This window comes from Nostocoides sp. HKS02 (genome assembly GCF_009707485.1).
Classification (GTDB): domain Bacteria; phylum Actinomycetota; class Actinomycetes; order Actinomycetales; family Dermatophilaceae; genus Pedococcus.
In genome coordinates this window covers 2,357,753-2,375,572 of sequence record NZ_CP046121.1, presented here as the reverse complement: position 1 = coordinate 2,375,572, position 17,820 = coordinate 2,357,753, and the positions used below count along the sequence as shown (strand labels likewise).

At 71.6% G+C, this 17,820-nt stretch carries 17 protein-coding genes and 1 pseudogene; 14 read left to right on the top strand and 4 right to left on the bottom strand.

From position 1 onward, the window contains the following. Window positions 1-17: 17 nt before the first annotated feature. Window positions 18-899, bottom strand: a complete 882-nt coding sequence (locus GKE56_RS11405) for an alpha/beta fold hydrolase (protein WP_230208918.1) — start codon at window positions 897-899, stop codon at window positions 18-20. Window positions 900-945: 46 nt separating this feature from the next. On the opposite strand from GKE56_RS11405, the gene GKE56_RS11400 reads away from it, so the two are divergent. The 4 genes from GKE56_RS11400 (at window position 946) to GKE56_RS11385 (ending at window position 4,464) form a co-directional block, all read left to right on the top strand. Further along, the gene (locus GKE56_RS11400) at window positions 946-1,272 is read left to right on the top strand and encodes an SRPBCC family protein (RefSeq protein WP_195908090.1); all 327 of its coding nucleotides are present in this window, start codon (window positions 946-948) and stop codon (window positions 1,270-1,272) included. Further along, window positions 1,269-1,403, top strand: coding sequence for a hypothetical protein (locus tag GKE56_RS17850; protein ID WP_255424963.1), 135 nt, complete (start codon window positions 1,269-1,271; stop codon window positions 1,401-1,403). The genes GKE56_RS11400 and GKE56_RS17850 overlap by 4 nt, the downstream gene beginning before the upstream one ends. Window positions 1,404-1,446: 43 nt before the next feature. Beyond that, window positions 1,447-2,766: a nitrate/nitrite transporter gene (locus GKE56_RS11390; protein WP_230208917.1), complete on the top strand. Its 1,320-nt coding sequence runs from the start codon at window positions 1,447-1,449 to the stop codon at window positions 2,764-2,766. A gap of 435 nt (window positions 2,767-3,201) precedes the next feature. Beyond that, complete coding sequence (locus GKE56_RS11385; protein ID WP_154684639.1) at window positions 3,202-4,464, top strand: NlpC/P60 family protein; 1,263 nt, start codon at window positions 3,202-3,204, stop codon at window positions 4,462-4,464. Window positions 4,465-4,490: 26 nt separating this feature from the next. Here GKE56_RS11385 and GKE56_RS11380 read toward each other — a convergent pair whose 3' ends face one another. Beyond that, the gene (locus GKE56_RS11380) at window positions 4,491-5,048 is read right to left on the bottom strand and encodes an inorganic diphosphatase (protein WP_154684638.1); all 558 of its coding nucleotides are present in this window, start codon (window positions 5,046-5,048) and stop codon (window positions 4,491-4,493) included. 92 nt (window positions 5,049-5,140) lie between these two features. Here GKE56_RS11380 and GKE56_RS11375 point away from each other — a divergent pair, with 92 nt between their 5' ends. From GKE56_RS11375 to GKE56_RS11330, 10 genes and pseudogenes are all read left to right on the top strand, one after another. Continuing rightward, window positions 5,141-6,577, top strand: coding sequence for a D-alanyl-D-alanine carboxypeptidase/D-alanyl-D-alanine-endopeptidase (locus GKE56_RS11375; RefSeq protein ID WP_230208916.1), 1,437 nt, complete (start codon window positions 5,141-5,143; stop codon window positions 6,575-6,577). Window positions 6,578-6,591: 14 nt separating this feature from the next. Next, entirely contained in the window at window positions 6,592-7,671 is a 1,080-nt protein-coding gene (locus GKE56_RS11370; protein ID WP_154684636.1) for a zinc-dependent metalloprotease, read from the top strand. A 10-nt stretch (window positions 7,672-7,681) separates the two neighbouring features. Then, a complete protein-coding gene (gene tilS, locus GKE56_RS11365) occupies window positions 7,682-8,716 on the top strand; it encodes a tRNA lysidine(34) synthetase TilS (protein ID WP_154684635.1) in 1,035 nt (344 codons plus the stop codon). Between the two features lie 19 nt (window positions 8,717-8,735). Continuing rightward, window positions 8,736-9,273: pseudogene (hpt, locus tag GKE56_RS11360) on the top strand (hypoxanthine phosphoribosyltransferase). Between the two features lie 175 nt (window positions 9,274-9,448). Next, window positions 9,449-11,542 carry an ATP-dependent zinc metalloprotease FtsH gene (ftsH, locus tag GKE56_RS11355; RefSeq protein ID WP_154684634.1) on the top strand — a complete coding sequence of 698 codons (2,094 nt, stop codon included), beginning with the start codon at window positions 9,449-9,451 and terminating at the stop codon, window positions 11,540-11,542. Further along, window positions 11,532-12,125: a GTP cyclohydrolase I FolE gene (gene folE / locus GKE56_RS11350; RefSeq protein ID WP_195908089.1), complete on the top strand. Its 594-nt coding sequence runs from the start codon at window positions 11,532-11,534 to the stop codon at window positions 12,123-12,125. Before ftsH ends, folE begins: the two co-directional genes overlap by 11 nt. Next, entirely contained in the window at window positions 12,122-13,843 is a 1,722-nt protein-coding gene (locus GKE56_RS11345) for a phosphatidylglycerol lysyltransferase domain-containing protein (RefSeq protein WP_230208915.1), read from the top strand. The genes folE and GKE56_RS11345 overlap by 4 nt, the downstream gene beginning before the upstream one ends. After that, the gene (gene folP / locus GKE56_RS11340) at window positions 13,840-14,682 is read left to right on the top strand and encodes a dihydropteroate synthase (protein WP_230208914.1); all 843 of its coding nucleotides are present in this window, start codon (window positions 13,840-13,842) and stop codon (window positions 14,680-14,682) included. Before GKE56_RS11345 ends, folP begins: the two co-directional genes overlap by 4 nt. Next, window positions 14,679-15,563, top strand: coding sequence for a 2-amino-4-hydroxy-6-hydroxymethyldihydropteridine diphosphokinase (gene folK, locus GKE56_RS11335; protein ID WP_154684632.1), 885 nt, complete (start codon window positions 14,679-14,681; stop codon window positions 15,561-15,563). The genes folP and folK overlap by 4 nt, the downstream gene beginning before the upstream one ends. Further along, window positions 15,557-16,024 carry a DUF3180 domain-containing protein gene (locus GKE56_RS11330; protein ID WP_154684631.1) on the top strand — a complete coding sequence of 156 codons (468 nt, stop codon included), beginning with the start codon at window positions 15,557-15,559 and terminating at the stop codon, window positions 16,022-16,024. The genes folK and GKE56_RS11330 overlap by 7 nt, the downstream gene beginning before the upstream one ends. Before the next feature lie 9 nt (window positions 16,025-16,033). On the opposite strand, the gene GKE56_RS11325 is transcribed toward GKE56_RS11330, so the two are convergent. Next, window positions 16,034-17,212 (bottom strand): NADH-quinone oxidoreductase subunit D, encoded by a 1,179-nt coding sequence (locus tag GKE56_RS11325; RefSeq protein ID WP_154684630.1) that lies wholly within the window; start codon window positions 17,210-17,212, stop codon window positions 16,034-16,036. A gap of 21 nt (window positions 17,213-17,233) precedes the next feature. Continuing rightward, complete coding sequence (locus GKE56_RS11320) at window positions 17,234-17,812, bottom strand: hypothetical protein (RefSeq protein WP_154684629.1); 579 nt, start codon at window positions 17,810-17,812, stop codon at window positions 17,234-17,236. Window positions 17,813-17,820: the final 8 nt, after the last annotated feature.

Here is a 17,820-nt window from a genome sequence, read left to right as displayed (position 1 = left end):
GAGCCTGGCCGACGCGCTCAGCCGTTCCCCCTCGGGGCGCGTTCCCCGCGCGTCCGGTGCAGGATCGCCGACGCGACGTCATGGGGACGGGTCTCCGGCAGCCAGTGACCCGCCTCGAGCTCGACGAACCGGTAGTCTCCGGACACCCAGCGGGCGGTCTCCGTGGCGGCGTGGCGCCCCAGGGCGACGTCCTGGTTTCCCCACACGAAGGTTGTGGGTACGGTGATCAGGGAGTCGCCACCAGAATCCGTGGTGGCGTTGCGGCGCAACGACTTTCCGAGGTGCTTCACCTCCGAGAGACCCATCGCGCGATACCAGGCCAGACCCCCGCTCGCCCGGCCGGGACGGCGGAACCGGGCGGCATACCCGTCGGCGTCCTCTGCGTCGAGGCCGCTGCGCCGCAGCACGATGCCGAGCGTCGACCTCAGGACGAGCTCGGGCAGGACCGGCGCCTGGAAGGCCAGCATGTACCAGCTCTTGGCGAGCTGTTCCGGGTGCTGCCACGCCGCCGCCATCGCGCGGGGGTGGGGCGTCGACAACACGGTGAGCGACGCCAGCTTGTCCGGGAAGCGCTCGGCGACAGCCCAGGCCACCGCACCGCCCCAGTCGTGGCCCACGAGGTGCACCCGCTCCGCAGGCACGGCGTCGGCCAGGGCGATCACGTCCTCGACGAGCTCGGCCATGGCATAGGCCGCGAGCGGCTTGGGCTGGGCGCCCGGCGAGTAGCCACGCTGGTCGAAGGCGAGCGCGCGGTAGCCGGCTGCCGTGAGCAGGGGGATGAGCCGGTCGAAGGCATGGCGGTCCTGGGGCCAGCCATGGAGCAGGATGATCACCTCGCCATCCGTGGGGCCGGAGTCGGTGACGTCGAAGGTCAGGCCCGCACGGGTGAAGTACTCCACGAGCCGAATGTACTCGGCGCCCCACGGGCACCCCGACAATGGACGTGTGCGCACCTTCCGCTTCCACCACGAGTGGGCCATCGAGGCCCCGGCCCACCGCGTCTTCGACGCCCTCGCCGACGTCGAGCGGTATGCCGCGTGGTGGCCGCAGGTGCGCACCGCCGAGCGGATCGACGACGAGTCGGGACGCACGGCGATCCGCAGCTTCCTGCCGTACACGCTCGAGCTCGTGCTGCGGCGCGAGGTCCAGGACGCCGACGCGGGCGTGCTGCGGGTGGCAGTCCACGGCGACCTCGAGGGGTGGTGCCAGTGGGTGGTGCGCCCCGACCAGCACGGGGGTCCGTGGCGGAGTTCGCCCAGGAGGCGGCGGTGACCCCGCGGCTGCTCGCACGCACCGCCGCGGTGACCGGCCCACTCCTGCGCGCCAACCATGCCTGGATGATGCGTTCGGGCCGCGCCGGGCTCGCCGAGCACCTCGCGGTCCCCACGCCGACGGGTCCCTGAGCCGGCGCGCAGCGGCACCGGCGGCATACGCGACAATGTGCCGGTGACCCGCCGCGACCGCCAGTTCCCACTCGGTGGTCGCCAGGCGTGGATCGTCTACGTGAGCGCGCTCGCGATCTACATCCTCGCCGTGTTCAACCGGTCCTCCCTCGGCGTGGCCGGGCTGCTGGCGACCGAGCGGTTCCACATCGCCGCGACCCAGCTGTCGATCTTCACCATGGTGCAGCTGTTCGTCTACGCCGCGATGCAGATCCCTGTCGGGGCGTTGCTCGACCGGTTCGGCCCCAAGCGCCTCCTGCTCTGCGGGGTGCTCGCCATGACGGTGGCCCAGTTCGCCTTCGCCTTCGCGACGACCTTTGCCGAGGGGGTCGCCGCCCGCGTGTTCATCGGGATCGGCGACTCGATGGTGTTCATCCCCCTGCTGCGCATCGTGGCCCTGTGGTTCCCACCGCTGCGCATTCCCATGCTGTCCCAGCTGACCGGGCTGTCCGGCCAGCTCGGTGCGCTGATGGCCGCCTCGCCCCTGGTCTACGCGCTGCACCGCTGGGGTTGGACCCCGTCCTACGCCAGCTCGGCCGCCGCCGGCGTGTTGTTCGCCCTGCTGGTCCTCCTTCTCGTGCGGGACTCGCCCAACCCCGACCACGAGCTCGACCAGATCAAGGTCCGGGCGATCGCCCGGGGCGTGCGGGCCGCCTGGCGCACCCCCGGCACCCGGCTCGGCCTGTGGTCGCACTTCTCGGCGCAGTTCGGCGCCACCGTGTTCGCCTTGCTGTGGGGTTACCCGTTTCTCGTTGCGGGCCAAGGGCTTTCGCCCTCCACCGCCGGCACGCTGCTCATGCTCATGACGGTGACCACCGTCATCACCAGCCCAGTGATCGGGGGCTTCATCACCAAGTACCCCTTCTCCCGCTCGACCCTCATCCTGGGCATCGTGGTGGCGATCATGACGGTGTGGGGAGTCGTCCTGCTCTGGCCGGGCCGGGCTCCGTTGCCGCTGCTCGTGGTGCTCGTCCTGGTCACTGCCGTCGGTGGGCCCGGCTCGCTCGTCGGCTTCGACCTCGCCCGCACCTTCAACCCGCCGACGCGGCTGGGCAGCGCGACGGGAATCGTCAACGTCGGCGGCTTCCTGGCCTCGCTGTCGACGGTGACCCTGATCGGGTTCATCCTCGACCGCGTGGCCCCGGGCGGTCCCACGACCTACACCGTCGACAGCTTCCGGGTCGCCATGTCGGCCCAGTACCTCGTGTGGACCCTGGGCGTCGTGCAGATCCTGCGCTACCGCCACAAGGCGCGGCGGGGCCTGCAGGAGAGCGACCCCGAGGCGTATGCCGCGCTGCGGGCCGGGCAGTCGATCGTCCCCTGAGCGACGGCTCGCGGTTCGTGGCGATCGAAACGGCCGGAGAACTCGGGCATTTGGGGTTGGCTGGCAGGACCGGCTTTCCGCCGGTTCTGGGGCTCTGACCTGCGAAAACGCGGATTTCGTTATCGAGTTGTGACCGACGCTGGACACCTGATCGAATCCGCCTCGCTGCCTGCTGAAAAACATCCGTGTAACTCGCGAAACCACAGTGGTGTCATTTCGTGGAGACGCCCGTTTGCGGTGGGATTTTTGTGACGGGAGTGTTCGGAGTGAAAACTGCGCCTTAGTCTCATGCGGCTGCCAGTACCCGAGATCGAGAGGCATTTCCCGTGCCACGGACCCCTGCCGCCCGCGCCACCCGCGGGGTTGCCGCCGTCGCGCTCGTCGGCGTGCTCGCCTCCGTCTCCTCCCCTCGCCGCGTCGGCAGACCCCGGTCCGGTGTTCCCCTCGCAGCAGCAGGTCGACAGCGCCAAGGCCGCGGTGGCCGGCGCCGCTGGCCAGATCGCCAGCCTCGACGCCCAGTACGCCGCGGCAAGCGCCCGGTTGGCCGATGTCCAGGACCGCGCCGCGGCCGCCGGCGAGGAGTACAACGGCGCGCTCTACCGGCTCTCCCAGCGCAAGGCGGAGACCGCAGCCACGCAGAAGCGCGCCGCCCAGGCTCAGACCGTCGCCGATGCCGCCAGTCTCGTGGTCCGCCGTTATGCCGCGATCGTGTACCAGCAGGGTGGCAACCTCGGGGAGCTCGACGCCTTCCTGTCCAGCACCGGCCCGCAGGACATGATGGACCGCGCCACCGGCCTCCAGGCGGTCGGGGACGCCCGCGCTCGCACCCTCCAGAAGGCGTCCGCGACCTCGATCGTCGCGGACATGATGAAGCGCCAGGCCGCACAAGCCCAGGCCGAGCAGGCCAAGGCCGCCGTACAGGCCCAGCAGGCGCGCGATGCCGCGCAGGCCCTGGCCGACCAGGCCCAGGTCGCGGCGACGCAGATCCAGAAGCAGCAGCAGTCCCTGGTCGCCAAGCTCGCCACGCTGCGCAAGACCTCGGTGGCGCTGGAGCAGCAGCGTCAGAACGGGCTCGCCGCCGCCGCGGCGGCCCGGGCCGCCGCCGCTGAGGCCGCTCGCCAGGCGCGCCTGGCCGCAGCGCGCGCGCAGGCGGCTCGGGATGCCGCGGCGCGCGCCGCCGCGCGCCAGGAGGCGGCCCGTGCCGCCGCCCAGGCGGCCGCCGCGCAGCAGGCCGCTGCTCAGGCCGCGGCACGTGCCGCCGCCCAGCAGTCCTCGAACCCCGGTCCGTCGAACCCGGCGCCTGACCCCGCCCCCGTGGTCCAGGCGCCGCCGCCCCAGAGCGGCGGGTCCTCCGCGGTCCTGTCCTACGCCTACGCCCAGCTGGGCAAGCCCTACGGGTGGGGCGCGGCCGGACCGGACGCCTTCGACTGCTCGGGCCTGACGATGCGGGCCTGGCAGCAGGCCGGCGTGAGCCTGCCTCACTACACCGGGGCGCAGTGGGACCAGACCGCGCGGGTGGCGATCAGCGATCTTCGCCCTGGTGACCTCGTCTTCTACGGCACGGACGGGCCGTCCAGCCACCACGTGGGGCTCTACATCGGCAACGGCCAGATGATCGAGGCTCCGCACACTGGCGCGGATGTCCGCATCGCCAGCATCTACCGGTACGACCTGCTGCCGTACGGCGGCCGACCCTGATCAGCGCCGCGCACGCCTGAGGCGGCTCAGGCGGTGGGCGGCTCGGCGTCGGACATCGGCAGCGCCGCGACGTCCGGCATACGCCACCGGGCCGTGGTCATGCCGGCCTGCCGGGCCCGCTCGATGGACTCACGCACCACCCGCTCGGACTCCTCGCGGCCGGCCCAGTGAGCGCCCTCGACGGACTTGCCGGGCTCGAGGTCCTTGTAGGTCTCGAAGAAGTGCTGGATCTCGAGGCGGTCGAACTCGCTGACCTGCTCGAGCTCGGTGATGTGTGCCTGACGCGGGTCGCCGGCGGGCACGCACAGGATCTTGTCGTCGCCGCCGGCCTCGTCGCGCATGTGGAACATGCCGATCGGACGGGCGCGCACGAGGCAGCCGGGGAAGGTCGGCTCCTCGAGCAGGACCAGGGCGTCGAGCGGGTCGCCGTCCTCGCCGAGGCTGTCCTCGACGTAGCCGTAGTCGGCGGGGTAGCGCGTCGAGGTGAACAGGAGCCGGTCGAGGCGGATGCGTCCGGTCTCGTGGTCGACCTCGTACTTGTTGCGATGGCCCTGGGGAATCTCGATGGTGACGTCGAAGTCCACGACGCTGCCCCTTCCGTTTGTCCGCGCCCTGAATGACCTAGGCTCGCCGCCAAGTGTTCCGTATGACGCAAGTCCTGTGCCGAGGGGGTCGAGTGCGTCGCTTCCTCGCTGCGGTCGCGGCGGTCGTCGTGCTGCTCGCGGGCTACCTCACCCTCGACATCTTCGACATCGTGCCCGGGTTCCTCACGCGCAGTGCGCCCAGGCCGATCGTGACGACGACGCCATCGAGGGCCAAGGTGGGCCCGGCGGTGGCCGTCCCCACGGTCGATGCCGGAGCCCAGCCGCTCGCGCCCGCATCGGCCGGTGCGCCCATCCCGGTGGCTTCGGCCCTGCGGGCGAGGCTCGGCGGCGCCCTGACCGACCCGGCCCTCGGCCCGCACCCCGGGTTCGTCGTCCGCGACGCCTTCACCGGCCAGGAGCTGCTCAGCGTCGACGCCGACCGGCCCCGGGTGGCTGCCTCGACCGCGAAGCTGCTCACCGCCCTGGCCGTGGTGACGACGCTCGACCCCCACGCCACCCTGCCGACGACCGTGGTCCAGGGAGCGACGCCCAGGGAGATCGTGCTGGTTGCGGGCGGCGACACGATGCTGGCCCCGGGCGCGGGCAACCCGGCGGCAGTCGAGGGGCATGCCGGCCTCGCCGACCTGGCGAGCCAGGTCGCGACCGCCCTGCAGGCGGCGGGCACCAGCTCGGTCACGCTCCGCCTCGACACCACCTATGCCGCCGGACCCCGGTGGGCGCCCGGCTGGCCCCAGGCCGACGTGTATGCCGGCTACACCGGGGGCGTGTCCATGCTCGGGTTGGCGGGTCAGCGGGCCGTGCCCGGCAAGCCTGCTCCCCGGGATCCCGAGGCCGCCGTCGCGCATGCGTTCGTCGCGGCGCTGGGGCGGCTCGGCATCACGGCGACCCTGGCGCCCGAGGCCACCTGGTCCACGCCGACGGTCGCCGGGGCGCCGGTGCTCGGCACGGTGCAATCCGCGCCGATCGGCGACGTGCTCTCCCTGGCCCTCGACGACAGCGACAACGCCCTGACCGAGGGGCTCGCCCGCCAAGCCGCCGTCAAGGCCAAGCTCGGGGCGAGCTTTGCCGCCGCGGTGGCCCTGGTGAAGCAGAAGGCGACCGCCGAGGGAGTCGACCTCACCGGGGTGACCTTGCGGGACTCCAGTGGCCTAACGGCCGGGCAGGCGATTCCTCCGAGCGTCCTGGCCGACGTCCTCCAGCTGGGCACCGACGGCTCGGTCCCGGCCCTGCAGGACATCGTCGCCCGACTCCCGGTGGCGGGGTTGAGCGGCACGCTGCACGACCGCTTCCTGGCCAAGAGCACCCACGTCGTGGCCGGGATCGCTCGCGCCAAGACCGGCACCCTCACCGGTGCCAGCGCCATGGCGGGCACCGTGGTCGACGCCGACGGCCGGGTGCTGTCCTACGTCGCCGTCGCCGACGGCATACCTGCGGGGGTGGGAACGCTCAACGCCCGGGCGGCGTTGGACCGGTTCGTGGCGGCGCTCGCGACATGCGGGTGCCGCTGACCTACCGTGAGGTGATGACCGTGCCCGACGCGCCACTGACGCATGCGCCGCCTGCTCGCTACGTCGACTGGGAGTTCGCCAAGACCACCGGGGCGCGGCTCGTCCCTGCCGGCCCCAGGGTCACCGCCGCCGAGGCCGCCCAAGTGGTCGCCGAGGTGCGGGCCGCTGCGACGCGAGCGCAGCAACCCGTCGCCGAGACCGCGCGACTGCACGCTCCCGGTGACGCTCCTGCCCCGGTCGTGGTCGACCGTCCCACCTGGATCGCCCTCAATGCCGACTCGATGTCTGCGCTCATGGACCCCGTGTTCGGGAAGCTCGTCGACGGGCAGCGCAAGGCGCCCACCGAGGCGATGAAGCTGATCGGCGGCAAGGTCACCGGTGGCGAGGCCGGCACCCTCCTCGCCTTCATGGCCAGCAAGGTGCTCGGACAGTACGACCTCGCGCCCGGCGGGACCCCCCGGCTCATGCTCGTGGCCCCCAACCTCGTGCAGGTCGAGCGCGAGCTGGGCGTCAACCCCAGCGACTTCCGGCTCTGGGTCTGCATGCACGAGGAGACCCACCGCGTGCAGTTCACGGCGGTGCCGTGGTTGCGCGACCACATGGTCGAGCGCATCCGCACCCTCGCCGCCGACCTCGTACCCGACCCGGAGACCCTCCAGGAGACCCTGACCCGCCTCGGCACCCAGCTGCCGGACGCCCTGAAGAGCGGGGGCGCCGGTGTGGTCGACCTGATCGCCAGTCCGGAGCAGCGCGCCCAGCTCGCCCAGGTGACGGCGATCATGGCGTTGCTCGAGGGCCACGCTGACGTCGTCATGGACGAGGTGGGCCCGCAGGTGATCCCCTCCGTGGCCCAGATCCGCGCCAAGTTCACCGAGCGCCGCAAGGGCGTGGGTGCCTTTGACCGGGTCCTGCGTCGCCTGCTCGGGCTCGAGGCCAAGATGCGCCAGTACCGCGACGGTGCGGTGTTCGTGCGGGCGGTGACCGACGCCGTCGGCGTCGACGGGTTCAACCGCGTCTGGGAGTCACCCGAGACGCTGCCCCTTCCCACCGAGATCGAGCACCCCTCGACCTGGGTCAGCCGCGTCCACGGATGACGAGCGCGGGGTGAGCGGCCCGGATCCCGCGACGGCGGCCACCCGGGTCGCCGTGCGCGCCCTGCTCGCGGAGTGCGCCCCCGGCGACGTCGTGCTCGTTGCCTGCAGTGGGGGCGCCGACTCGCTCGCCCTGGCGGCGGCTGCCGCGTTCGAGAGCCCGCGCCTGGGGCTGCGAGCCGGGGCCACGGTCGTGGACCACCAGCTCCAGCCGGACTCGGCCGCCGTGGCCGCGCGCGCCGCGCAGGCCTGTCGCGAGCTCGGACTGGACCCGGTCGAGGTCGCTGCAGTCGACGTGCCCGCGTCGGCGGCCGGCGTCGAGGCCGCCGCGCGGACGGCACGCTACGCCGCCCTGTCCCAGGCGGCCGACCGCCACCGTGCCCGGCTGGTCCTGCTCGGTCACACCCTCGACGACCAGGCCGAACAGGTCCTCCTCGGGCTGACCCGTGGCGCCGGCGCGCGGTCCTTGGCCGGTATGCCGCGGGCGCGCGACCGGTTCCGGCGGCCCCTGCTCGGGGTATCCCGGGCCCAGACCCGGGCCTCGTGCGCGGCGCTCGGCCTGGCCTGGTGGGACGACCCCATGAACGAGGACCGCGCCTACACCCGGGTCCGCGCCCGCACGGCGCTCGCCGACCTCGAGGCCGACCTCGGGCCCGGCGTTGCCGCCGCCCTGGCCCGCACTGCCGACCAGCTGCGCGAGGACGCCGACCTGCTCGACGCCCTCGCGGCCCACGCCGTGGCCGCGCTGGGCGCCGGCCCGTGGCCGGTCGACGAGCTGACCGGACTGCCGCGGCCCGTGCGCACCCGGGTCTGGCGACGCCTGGCGGTCGCAGCCGGAGCGCCAGCTGGACAGGTGAGCGCGCGGCATACCGAGGCCTGCGACGCGCTGCTCACCCGCTGGCACGGGCAGGGGCCGGTCAGCCTCCCGGGCCCGCTGCTGGCCAGCCGCGCTGGCGGTCGGGTATCCATCGACGCGCCCGACCGGGTTGAATGGGGCCGCACCCCCCACACCGACGCACCACCCACCGATGCACCAAGCCAGGAGTAGAGCCGTGGACGCTGCCCACATGGGAGCCGATCTGGAGAAGGTCCTCATCACCGAGGAGGGAGATCCACGCCAGGCTGGAAGAGCTGGCCAAGGAGGTGTGGGCCGAGTACGACGGCAAGGACCTGCTCCTCGTCGGCGTGCTCAAGGGGGCTGTCATGGTCATGGCCGACCTGTCCCGGGCCCTGCCGGGGACCGCGCCGGTCGACTGGATGGCGGTGTCGTCCTACGGTTCGGGCACCAAGTCCTCCGGCGTCGTGCGCATCCTCAAGGACCTCGACACCGACATCACCGGCAAGCACGTGCTCATCGTCGAGGACATCGTCGACTCGGGCCTGACCCTCTCGTGGATCAAGTCCAACCTCGAGTCGCGCTCGCCCGCGTCGGTCGAGATCTGCACCCTGCTGCGCAAGCCGGATGCCGCGAAGGTCCAGATCGACGTCAAGTGGGTCGGGTTCGACATCCCCAACGAGTTCGTCGTCGGCTACGGGCTGGACTACGCCGAGAAGTTCCGCAACCTGCGCGTCGTCGGGACCCTGGCTCCTCACGTGTACGCCTGATCGCCGGGCGCGGGCCCTGCTGCGAGGTGGAACACCACGCCCGCTCAGGTCGTTGTCCAGCACGAACGGCGCCTTCCCCGCCGTAGTACCGTCGTGGCATCGCCGCGCCCAGGTCGGGCCGCGGTGCAGAAGCTGATCGAGCAGGAGGCACGGGGCGCCCAGCCCCGCTACACACATGGATTTCAAGCGCATCCTTCGGGCCCCCCTGTTCTGGGTGGTCGCCGTCATCGCGATCACGCTCATGGTGTTCTCGCTCAGTGACACCGGTGGCTACACCCGGATCGACACCTCCGCGGCCGAGCAACTCATCACCGAGCACAAGGTCCAGCGGGTCGTCGTCACGGACAACGAGATCGTCGACATCGACCTCAAGGCCGGCCAGACCTACTCCGACGGCAAGAACATCAAGGGCGCGACCAAGGTCCGCACCCAGTTCGTGGAGGCCGCCGGCCCGAGCTTCATCAAGCTGCTCGACGACAACCAGCCCCCGGGCCGCGTCGACCAGGTCGTCAAGGACACCAACCCGCTGCTGGCCCTGCTCGGCTCGCTGCTTCCGGTGGTCATCCTGCTGGGTCTGTTCTGGTTCCTCATGAACCAGATGCAGGGCGGTGGCTCCCGGGTCATGCAGTTCGGCAAGTCACGCGCCAAGCTGGCGACCAAGGACACCCCCAAGGTCACCTTCGCCGACGTCGCCGGTGTGGACGAGGCGGTCGAGGAGCTCTACGAGATCAAGGAGTTCCTGTCCGAACCCGCGAAGTTCCTCGCGGTCGGCGCCAAGATCCCCAAGGGCGTCCTCCTCTACGGGCCGCCCGGCACGGGCAAGACGCTGCTGGCGCGCGCTGTCGCCGGTGAGGCCGGGGTGCCGTTCTACTCCATCTCCGGTTCCGACTTCGTCGAGATGTTCGTCGGCGTGGGTGCCTCGCGAGTGCGTGACCTCTTCGAGCAGGCCAAGGCGAACGCCCCGGCGATCGTCTTCGTCGACGAGATCGACGCCGTGGGCCGCCACCGTGGTGCCGGCCTCGGCGGTGGACACGACGAGCGCGAGCAGACCCTCAACCAGCTGCTCGTCGAGATGGACGGTTTCGACGTCAAGACCAACGTCATCCTCATCGCGGCGACCAACCGGCCCGACATCCTCGACCCTGCCCTGCTGCGTCCCGGTCGGTTCGACCGCCAGATCGCCGTCGAGGCCCCCGACATGATCGGGCGCCACCGCATCCTCGAGGTGCACTCGCAGGGCAAGCCGATGGCGACCGGCGTCGACCTGCTGGCCGTCGCACGGCGTACCCCCGGCTTCACGGGCGCCGACCTCGCCAACGTCCTCAACGAGGCGGCCCTGCTCACCGCGCGCAGCGACAAGCTGCTCATCGACGACGCCGCCCTCGACGAGGCCATCGACCGCGTCATCGCCGGTCCCCAGAAGCGCACCCGGATCATGTCGGCCAAGGAACGCAAGATCACGGCATACCACGAGGGTGGGCACGCCCTGGTGGCCGCGGCGATGAACCACACCGACCCCGTCACCAAGGTGACGATCCTGCCGCGCGGACGCGCCCTCGGGTACACCATGGTCATGCCGACGGACGACAAGTACTCGACGACGCGCAACGAGATCCTCGACCAGCTGGCGTTCGCCATGGGTGGTCGTGTCGCCGAGGAGGTCGTCTTCCACGACCCCACAACCGGCGCTGCGAACGACATCGAGAAGGCCACGGCGATGGCCCGCAAGATGGTCACCGAGTACGGCATGAGCGAGCGGGTGGGCGCGATCAAGCTGGGGCAGTCGGCGGGCGAGGTCTTCCTCGGCCGTGACATGGGCCACCAGCGCGACTACTCCGAAGAGGTCGCGAGCGTCGTCGACAAGGAGGTGCGCGGTCTGATCGACCACGCCCACGACGAGGCGTGGCACGTCATCAACGACAACCGCGACATCCTCGACCGGTTGGTCCTCGACCTCCTCGAGCACGAGACGCTCAACGCCAAGGAGCTCGCGGCCATCTTCGAGCCGGTGCGCAAGCGCCCGCTCCGGCCGACCTGGCTGTCGAGTGACACCCGTCTGCTCTCCGACCAGCCGCCGGTGCTCACCCCGGCCGAGGTCGCCGCCCAGAACGGCTCGGTCCATGGGCTCGAGTCCGCGGGCAGCGACCCCAGGGCCGCCGAGGCCATCGACAAGGCCGCAAAGGAGGGCGCGGTGGTCTCCGAGGAGCACCCGCCCACCCAGGTGATCGAGGTGCCGGAGGGCGGCCAGGTCGATCCTCGTGAGCACTGAGGACGCGCGGCACGTGGTCGACCAGCCGCGTGCCGAGGCTGCCGTGCGCGAGCTGCTGCTCGCGGTCGGTGAGGACCCGGACCGCGAGGGTCTGGTCGAGACGCCGGCCCGGGTGGCGCGGGCGTACGGCGAGTTCTTCGCCGGGCTGGCCCTCGACGCTGCCGACGTGCTGTCCAAGACGTTCGAGATCGAACACGAGGAGATGATCCTGGTGCGCGACATCGAGGTGTACTCGATGTGCGAACACCACCTCGTGCCCTTCCACGGGGTGGCCCACGTCGGCTACATCCCGGGCAAGGACGGCCGGGTCACCGGGCTGTCCAAGCTCGCCCGGCTGGTCGAGATGTACGCCCGCCGCCCCCAGGTCCAGGAGCGGCTGACCACCCAGGTCGCCGACGCCATCGTCACCCACCTCGGCGCCCAGGGCGTCATCGTGGTCGTCGAGTGCGAGCACCTGTGCATGTCCATGCGCGGCATCCGCAAGCCCGGGTCGCGCACCATCACGTCAGCCGTCCGAGGCCAGCTGCGCGACCCGGCCACCCGTGCGGAGGCGATGTCGTTGCTGCTGGGCGGCAAACGGTGACCGAGGACCAGGCCACCAAGAGCACGACCAGCCGGCTGCCCGGCTTCTTCACCGCCAACCGGGTCCCGCGTCTGCTCGGGAACCTGACCTACCTGATCGGCCTGCTCGACCTGCTCACCGGGCTGCTGCACAGCTGGCGCGTCAGGCTGCACAACCTCACCGAGGTGCTTCCCGGCGCCCTGTCTGCGGCAGCCGCGGCGGCGACCGTCGTCTCCGGCATCCTGCTCATCGTCCTCGGGCACTCCCTCAAGCGGCGCAAGATCCGCGCCTGGCGCGCGGCCACGGCGCTGCTCGCGATCTCCGCGGGTCTGCACCTGGTCAAGTTCGAACCGGTCGCCGCGACGATGGCGTGCGCCGGTCTGACGCTGCTGCTGCTCTACCGCAACGAGTTCCGCGCGTTGGGCGACCCCTCGACGCGCTGGCGGGCAGTGCGGGCGGGTGCCGTCCTGTTCGCGGTCTCGGTGGTCGCCGGGGGGTCGGTGCTCTGGCTCAACCGCCACGACATCCGCGGCGGTTGGCCCGGGGTGACCCCCGTGGCCGAGGAGATCCTCTTCGGCCTCGTGGGCGCGAACGGCCCGCTGACCTTCACCCGCGACCGTGCCGGCGACATCGTGGGTTCGCTGCTCCTGGGCCTGGGGCTCATGACGATCCTCACCACCGTCTACCTCGCGCTGCGTCCACCGGAGCCGCGCCCCGAGCTCACCGATGCCGATGCGACCAGGCTGCGCCAGCTGATGGCGCGTCATGCCGACTCGCTGGCCTACTTCAACACCCGCCGTGACAAGTCGGTCATCTGGTCGCCCACCGGAAAGTCCGCCATCGCCTACCGCGTCGTGTCGGGCGTCATGCTGGCCAGTGGCGACCCCCTTGGCGACCCCGAGGCGTGGCCCGGGTCGATCAAGGCATTCCTCGAGGAGGCGGCCGCGCATGCGTGGACGCCGGCGGTCCTCGGGTGCTCCGAGCAGGCAGGCACGCGGTGGGTTCGCGAGACCGGCTTCGCCGCATTGGAGCTCGGCGACGAGGCCGTGGTGCAGACCGCGCACTTCTCCCTCGAGGGTCGCCCCATGCGCAACGTCCGCCAGATGGTCGGGCGCATCGCCCGGGCGGGGTATGCCGTGGAGGTGTGTCGCGTCCGCGACGTGCCCCAGAGCGTGCGTGACCGCGCGATGCGCGATGCGGCCGCCTGGCGCTCCACGGACACCGAGCGCGGGTTCTCGATGGCGCTGGGCCGCCTGCTCGACGAGAGCGACCCCGACTGCGTGTTCGTCGCGGCGCGCCACGACGGGATCGTGCGAGCCTTCCTCCAGTTCGTCCCCTGGGGAACCGACGGCATGTCGCTCGACGTGATGCGGCGGGACTCGACGGCCGATGCCGGGGTCAACGAGCTCATGATCGTCGAGGCCCTGAAGGCCGCACCCGACCTCGGGGTCGAGCGCGTCTCCCTCAACTTCGCGGCCTTCCGCTCGGCGCTCGAGCGTGGCGAGAAGCTCGGCGCCGGCCCGGTTCTGCGGGTGTGGCGACGGATCCTGCTGCTCGCCTCGCGCTGGCTGCAGATCGAGAGCCTGTACCGGTTTAACGCCAAGTTCCAGCCGACCTGGCAGCCACGCTTCCTCGTCTACCCCACGGCCTCGGACCTGCCGCGGGTCGGCCTGGCAGCGCTCGAGGCAGAGGCCTTCCTCGCGTGGCCCCGACTCGGCCGCCTGGGCGGCGCCCGATGACGGCCGCCTGGCCGATCAGCCGGGCCGACGGCCTGCCGGTGGTCATGGGGGTCGTCAACGTCACGCCCGACTCGTTCAGCGACGGCGGCGAGTGGTTCGAGCCCACGGCTGCCATCGCCCACGGGCTCGAGCTGCTCGCCCAGGGCGCCGACATCCTCGATGTCGGCGGTGAGTCCACCCGCCCCGGCGCCGGGCGCCCCTCGGTCGCCGAGGAGCTGCGGCGGGTCCTGCCGGTCGTGACCGCGCTCGGCGCCGCAGGGGCCGTCGTGTCCATCGACACCATGCGGGCCTCGGTCGCCGAGGCGGCTCTTGACGCGGGCGCGAGCCTGGTCAACGACGTCAGCGGTGGCCTCGCCGACGAGTCGATGGTCGAGGTGGTGGCGGGGGCACAGGTGCCGTACATCGCGATGCACTGGCGCGGCCACAGCTCGGACATGCAGTCGCGGGCGGTCTACGGCGACGTCGTGGCCGACGTGCGGTCCGAGCTCGCCGAGCGCGCCGACCAGCTCGTCTCGCAAGGAATCAGCGCCGAGCGGTTGGTGCTGGACCCCGGCTTCGGTTTCGCCAAGCTGGCCGTCCACAACTGGGCCCTGCTGCGGCATCTCGACCAGCTGCTCGATCTCGGCTTCCCCGTCCTGGTGGGCGCCTCCCGCAAGGCCTTCCTCGGCCGACTCGGCGTCGGGGACGGCGAGCCGCGACCGCCTCGCGACCGCGACGTCGCCACCGCAGCGACGTCGTCGCACGCCCTGACCGTGGGAGCGTGGGGTGTCCGGGTCCACCACGTCCCGTCCACGATCGACGCGATGCGCGTCGCGCACGCCATCAAGGAGGCGCCATGACCGACCAGATCGCCATCAAGGGCATCTCGGCGCGGGGGTTCCACGGCGTGCTGGACTTCGAGAAGCGCGACGGGCAGACCTTTGTCGTCGACGTGGTCATGGAGGTCGACCTCTCGGCCGCGGGCGCGAGCGACGACCTCGCTGACACGGTCAACTACGCCGAGGTCGCCAGTGACGTCGTCACGCTCGTCGAAGGCGAGTCCCTCGACCTGATCGAGGCGCTTGCCGCGCGCATCGCCGACCGTGTCCTCTCCAGGCCCCGGGTCGAGGCCGTCGAGGTGACGGTGCACAAACCCCAGGCGCCGGTCGGCCACCCGTTTGGCGACGTGTACGTGCGGGTCACACGCGAGCGCCAGAGCCCGGTGGTCATCGCCCTCGGGTCCAACCTCGGCGACTCCGTCGAGACGCTCCACGACGCGGCGGTCAGCCTCTACGGGCTGATCGACATCATCGAAGTGTCGCCCCTCGTCGAGACGGATGCGGTCGGCGGTCCCGAGCAGCCGGCATACCTGAACGCGGTGGTCACGGGGACCACCCACCTGGCACCCTCCTCGGTGCTCGCGGGCCTGCACGACATCGAGCGCGCCCATGGACGCACCCGCGAAGTCCGTTGGGGCCCAAGGACTCTCGATCTCGACCTGATCCAGTACGGCGACCCGGTGTTCGACACCGACGTGCGCATGGACAGCCCGACCCTCACGTTGCCGCACCCGCGGGCGCACGAGCGGGCCTTCGTGCTCGTGCCGTGGCTCCAGGCCGAGCCTGAGGCCGCGCTGCGGGTCGGCGGCCAGGTCCGCCGGGTCGCCGACCTCGTCGCCGAGCTCGACACGTCCGGGGTCCGACCCGGGCCCGAGGTCGACCTCCTGGAGGGGCCATGGTGAACGGCGGCGAGGGGCTGCGTTGGGGCCAGCTGCTCGGCATCACGCTGGTCGTCGGCCTGCTGTCGTGGATCGGGTGGCGCGTCTACCTCGACAACGGCCACCTGCTGAGCCAGGTGTCATGGATCTCGACGGTCCTGCTGGTGGCGATGGCCCTGCTCGTCGTGTCGGCGGGGCTGCCGGTGCGGCGGTTCCTGCGCGGCGAGGCTCGCAAGCCCCTCAACGCGCTGCGGGCGGCGCGCACGCTCGTGCTCGCCCAGGCCGCGGCCCTCACCGGCGCTGCCGTGCTCGGCTGGTATGCCGCCCAGGAGGCGCACGCCCTGGCTGACCTCGGACTGCCCGGTTACCGGACCCTCGCGTGGCAGCTCGCGGGCGTCTGCGGCGGCGCCGTGCTGCTCGCCGTGGCCGGGATGGTGACCCAGCGGATGTGCCGCGTCGAGCCGCCCTCGGACGACCGCGACTGACTCGCAGCCCTATTTGTCGATGTCGCCGACGACGAAGAACATCGACCCGAGGATGGCGACCATGTCGGCGATGAGGTTGCCGGGCAGCACCTCGCCGAGCACCGAGATGTTGTTGAAGGACGCCGACCGCAGCTTGAGGCGCCACGGCGTCTTCTCGCCCCGCGACACCAGGTAGTACCCGTTGAAGCCGAGGGGGTTCTCGGTGGCCGTGTAGAGGTCACCCTCGGGCACCTTGAGAACCTTGGGCAGCTTGACGTTCACCGGGCCCCGCGCCAGCGAGCGCAGTCGGTCGAGGCACACGTCGGCGAGGTCCAGGGCGACGTGGGTCTGCTCCAGCAGCACCTCGAGGCGGGCCAGGCAGTCGCCCGCGGTGCGGGTGACGACCCGACCGGGGCCGCCCTCGGCGAACAGCTCGGCGTAGGCGAGATACGGCTCGTCACGCCGGAGGTCCATGTCGACCCCGGACGCGCGGGCAATCGGACCCGAAACACCGTGCGCCGCAATGGTTTCCGGCGACAGCACGCCGACCCCGCGCGTGCGCGCCTCGAGGATCTCGTTGCCGACGATGAGCGCCTCGAGGTCGGGCAGTCGCCTCCGGACGGCGGCGACGGCATACGCGGCGCGGTCGAGCCAGCCAGCGGGGAGGTCCTCCTTGAGGCCGCCCACGCGGTTGAACATGTAGTGCATGCGGCCGCCGGAGGCTTCCTCCATGACCGCCTGCAGCTCCTCGCGCTCGCGGAACGCGTAGAAGATCGGGGTGATCGCGCCCAGCTCCAGCGGATACGAGCCGAGGAACATCAGGTGGTTGAGCACGCGGTTGAGCTCGGCCAGCAGGGTGCGGGCCCAGACGGCGCGCTCGGGCACCTCGATGCCGAGCATGCGCTCGACGCCCAGGACGACGCCGAGCTCGGAGGAGAAGGCCGAGAGCCAGTCGTGGCGGTTGGCCAGGACCACGATCTGGCGGTAGTCCCGCACCTCGAAGAGCTTCTCCGCGCCGCGGTGCATGTAGCCGACGATCGGCTCGGCCGAGACGATGCGCTCACCGTCGACAACGATGCGTAGCCGCAGGACGCCGTGGGTCGCCGGGTGTTGGGGCCCGATGTTGAGCACCATGTCGGCGGTGGCCAGCCCGCCGGCGCCCAGCCCGACCGTGAGCTCGCGCTGGCTCGGCGTGCTCGGGGTCGTCATGGACTGAAGGCTAGGCCATCCTCAGCCGGGGCAGCCGGGGATGTTCTCGGCGGCGGTCACGCGGCCCTGGGCGTCGAGGGCGACGACCACGGTCTTCTCCGGGTCGACCAGGGGCAGGAAGTCCTTCATGGCCACCGACTTGGTCTGCAGCGGCTGGTCCGCGGCGACGCAGTGGTGGTAGAGGATCCGCGCTCCGGCTGCGACGGGCAGGGTGTAGACGAGCCTGGTGTTGAGGTTCTCGTAGGGGAGCTTGCCCTTGAACGGAGCGACGGGCAGGCCCTGACGAGCGAGCTTGGCGTCGTCGAGACCCTTCCACGTGTAGCGGTCGAGCTTGATGACGGTCACGCCGGCCACCGTCGTGCTGCTCACCACCGCGCCGTAGTCGAAGGCCCGTCCGATGTCGTCGCTCTTGGGCACCGTCGGGGTGGCCGGGGCGGCTGGCCCACCGGTGGCCGTGACGGTGGGGGTGATGGTGACCGTCACTGCGGCGCCGCCCTGCGAGCCGGAGGCCCCGCAGGCGGTCAACGCGACCGCCCCGACCACGCAGGGTGCAGCGAGCAGGCTGAGGCGGTGCCGATGCTTCCGGGGGACGACAAGCACGAGGGGTC

Bases quoted from the DNA above. Each gene is read 5' to 3' on its own strand.
- GKE56_RS11370 (WP_154684636.1), top strand. From the start codon at position 6,592: ATGACCGTGCCCGACGCGCCACTGACGCATGCGCCGCCTGCTCGCTAC.
- ftsH (WP_154684634.1), top strand. From the start codon at position 9,449: ATGGATTTCAAGCGCATCCTTCGGGCCCCCCTGTTCTGGGTGGTCGCC.
- folP (WP_230208914.1), top strand. From the start codon at position 13,840: ATGACGGCCGCCTGGCCGATCAGCCGGGCCGACGGCCTGCCGGTGGTC.
- folK (WP_154684632.1), top strand. From the start codon at position 14,679: ATGACCGACCAGATCGCCATCAAGGGCATCTCGGCGCGGGGGTTCCAC.
- GKE56_RS11330 (WP_154684631.1), top strand. From the start codon at position 15,557: ATGGTGAACGGCGGCGAGGGGCTGCGTTGGGGCCAGCTGCTCGGCATC.
- GKE56_RS11325 (WP_154684630.1), bottom strand. From the start codon at position 17,212: ATGACGACCCCGAGCACGCCGAGCCAGCGCGAGCTCACGGTCGGGCTG.